3 protein-coding genes and 1 pseudogene are annotated in these 2,852 nt (G+C 55.5%); 1 reads left to right on the top strand and 3 read right to left on the bottom strand.

Annotation, left to right across the window (positions count from 1 at the left end):
• The 3 genes and pseudogenes from ABN256_RS18895 to ABN256_RS18885 all read right to left on the bottom strand — a co-directional run.
• Nucleotides 1–827: pseudogene (locus ABN256_RS18895) on the bottom strand (ISL3-like element ISPpu12 family transposase); the annotation flags it as partial.
• A gap of 21 nt (nt 828–848) precedes the next feature.
• On the bottom strand, nt 849–1,361 hold the full coding sequence (gene lspA / locus ABN256_RS18890; RefSeq protein WP_003821921.1) for a signal peptidase II: 513 nt from the start codon (nt 1,359–1,361) through the stop codon (nt 849–851).
• Nucleotides 1,362–1,364: 3 nt separating this feature from the next.
• On the bottom strand, nt 1,365–2,261 hold the full coding sequence (locus tag ABN256_RS18885) for a cation efflux transmembrane domain-containing protein (protein WP_071192896.1): 897 nt from the start codon (nt 2,259–2,261) through the stop codon (nt 1,365–1,367).
• A gap of 95 nt (nt 2,262–2,356) precedes the next feature.
• Here ABN256_RS18885 and cadR point away from each other — a divergent pair, with 95 nt between their 5' ends.
• Nucleotides 2,357–2,764: a Cd(II)/Pb(II)-responsive transcriptional regulator gene (gene cadR / locus ABN256_RS18880; protein ID WP_053409935.1), complete on the top strand. Its 408-nt coding sequence runs from the start codon at nt 2,357–2,359 to the stop codon at nt 2,762–2,764.
• Nucleotides 2,765–2,852: the final 88 nt, after the last annotated feature.

Here is a 2,852-nt window from a genome sequence, read left to right as displayed (position 1 = left end):
TCCCGGTCTGAGACTTCGTGAGCGCGTTTCAGCAGGATTTTCCGGTCTCCCTTGAGAGTCCGGCTCTGGGACGGTTTCAGCTCCTTTCTGAGGCCCTTGCGCACTCTCTCTAGGGCATCGTTGGCCATGCGCACCACATGGAACTTATCGACCACGATACGGGCCTGGGGCAGCACAGCCTTGACCGCTGCCCGGTAGGGGTTCCACATGTCCATGCTGACGATCTCGACCTTCTGCCGGTCTTTCAGCTTCATCAGGTAGTTGGTCACCACGTCCTGGCGGCGGGTGGCCAGCAGGTCGAGCAGGGTTCGCTCCTCAATGTTGGTCAGAATGCAGCGGTAGCGCTTGTTCAGGTATAGCTCGTCAATGCCCAGGATGCGGGGCGTCTCGAAGCGGTGCCAGCGCCCCAGGAACTCGGCGCGGGCGTTGAAGATGTCGCGCACCGTCTTCTCGTCCAGGCCGGTCTGTGCCGCCACAAAGGTGTAGGGGTGGTTGAAGGATTCCTTCTCCACGTACTCATGCAGCCGCAGTGTCATACGGAATCCGTCCACCATCTCCGGTAGCTAGGGCCTGAATGTTGTCTTGCAGGCCCGGCAGGTGTATCGGCGGCGGACCACCCAGAGAGTGACCCGCTTGCTGTGGATGGGCAGATCACGATAGGGAACGTCACGCTTGCCGAACCGTACGAACTCACCCTGCACGCCGCATTCCTCGCAGGCGATGGGATCGGGCACGTCCACCTGGAAGTGCATTTCGTCGTCGGTTGATTTGCAGCCCAGTACTTGGTATTGCGGCAGGTGAAGGATGTTGTCGGGAAGTTCGGTCATGGTGTTGTATAGGCGTAGGTGTCAGTCAGATCCATCCGACTCGGCATTGGTGTTTGCTTTTTTACCCAACAAGCTGCTGGAAACGAAAAGTAAGGCACCGAGGACAATTGCAATATCAGCCAGGTTGAAGGCCGGCCAATGCCAGTCTCGCCAATAGAAATCAAAGGAATCCACAACATAGCCGCGAAAGACCCGGTCAATCAGGTTGCCCATGGCGCCACCGAGGATAAGACTGTAAGCGATGGCTTCTCCTTTATGACGATTTTCAAGGATCAGCTTGATCAGAAAAATCGAGACCACTACCGCGATTCCGATAAAAAAGTAGCGCTGCCAGCCTCCACCATTCGCAAAAAGACTGAATGCGGCACCGGTGTTCCATAGGTGCACCCAGTTAAAGAACGGGGTCACCGAAACATACTCGCCATAGGCCATTGATTGCTGCACCAGCCACTTTACAGCCTGATCAGACGCTGCCAGCAGGCCCGATATGGACAATAGGGCATACGGCGAGAGCTTTTTGCCAATAATGAGCATTATTTAACCCTTCAACGCCAAAATGCGTCTGGCACCGTTAAGTACAATGCCCCCCGCGATGGTGCCGATAATCAGATCCGGATAATTGGACCCGGTCCACGCGACCAGGGCGCCGGCGGTGATGACCCCCAGGTTGATCACCACGTCGTTGGCCGAGAATATCCAGCTTGCCTTCATGTGCGCCCCGCCTTCCCGATGTTTGGATATGAGCAGCAGACAACTGGTATTGGCAATCAATGCGACGAATGCGATAGCCATCATCACCAGCGATTCAGGCTCACTACCGAATACAAAGCGCCTCACGACCTCTACGAGTACGCCAACAGCCAAAACCAGTTGGACCACACCAGCAACGTGCGCAACACGGACCTGCCTTTTCACGCTATGCCCAACCGCATAAAGAGCGAGTCCGTACACTGCCGCATCAGCAAAATTGTCCAGGGACTCTGCAATGAGGCCAGTTGACTGAGCCATCAGACCGGCAGTAATTTCCACCACGAACAGAAGTGCATTGATGCCGAGCAACCAGCGCAGGGTCCCGGATTCTTGCTTAGCAGAAGCTGCCGAAAACTCGGCGGCCTTGATGGTCTCCGGATTTGCAGCGACGGTTTCCTGAAGCGAGGCGCCTAGCCCCAAGGTCTTCAGTTTCGAGGTGACGGGCTCGACCTCGCCGTCATGCACGACCTTCAGCCGGCGGTTCGACAAGTCGAAGGACAGCGCCCGAATCTCCTCAAAGCCGTTCAGGGCTAGGCGAATCATTCGTTCTTCTGATGGACAGTCCATCTTCGGCACGGCATAAACACTGACCCATCTCCCTGGCGCCTCGGAGGAGGCCTGTATATCGGTATCCGCTGCGGACGTTGCATCACCGCCACAGGCGCCACCACAGGATTTGCTCATGATACGACTCCACTTGAACAATGTTGTGGTACCATTTAAAACTATAAAGCTACTATAAGGTCAATAGAGTAAAGAATCCGTTGGGGAGGAGGCTGATGCGCATTGGTCAGTTGGCGCAGTTGGTAGGGGTCGAAACACAGACGATCCGCTTCTATGAACAGCAGGGCTTGTTGCCGCCGCCTGATCGGCAGGACAACGGTTACCGTGTCTATACCGAGAAGCATGGTGAGGGGCTGGCCTTCATCCGTCGCTGCAGAATCCTGGGCCTGTCACTGGCTGAGGTTCACGAACTACAGAGCTATCAGGACGACCCTCATCAGCCTTGTACCGCCGTCAACGCCTTGCTCGATGATCACATCTCTCATGTGCGGTCGCAGATAACCGCTCTGCAAGCGCTTGAGAAACAACTCGTTTCACTGAGAGCGAGTTGCAACGATGACCGGGAAGTTGAGGCGTGTGGGGTTCTTGCTGGAATTAGCGAAGGAAACATGCACCAGCAGTAGGTGAAGCATCAACCAGATAATCCGATGAGATGCCGGTCTGTCTCACTCTCATGCAAAGGTAAGATCAACCATTTAATCCGCTTACCCT

It is taken from the genome of Proteus sp. fly-1008, from assembly GCF_040140305.1.
Lineage (GTDB): Bacteria > Pseudomonadota > Gammaproteobacteria > Enterobacterales > Enterobacteriaceae > Proteus > Proteus vulgaris_B.
The sequence above is the reverse complement of the archived record's forward strand: the minus strand, read 5'-3'. Positions and strand labels throughout refer to the sequence as shown.

Bases quoted from the DNA above. Each gene is read 5' to 3' on its own strand.
- lspA (WP_003821921.1), bottom strand. From the start codon at position 1,361: ATGCTCATTATTGGCAAAAAGCTCTCGCCGTATGCCCTATTGTCCATA.
- ABN256_RS18885 (WP_071192896.1), bottom strand. From the start codon at position 2,261: ATGAGCAAATCCTGTGGTGGCGCCTGTGGCGGTGATGCAACGTCCGCA.
- cadR (WP_053409935.1), top strand. From the start codon at position 2,357: ATGCGCATTGGTCAGTTGGCGCAGTTGGTAGGGGTCGAAACACAGACG.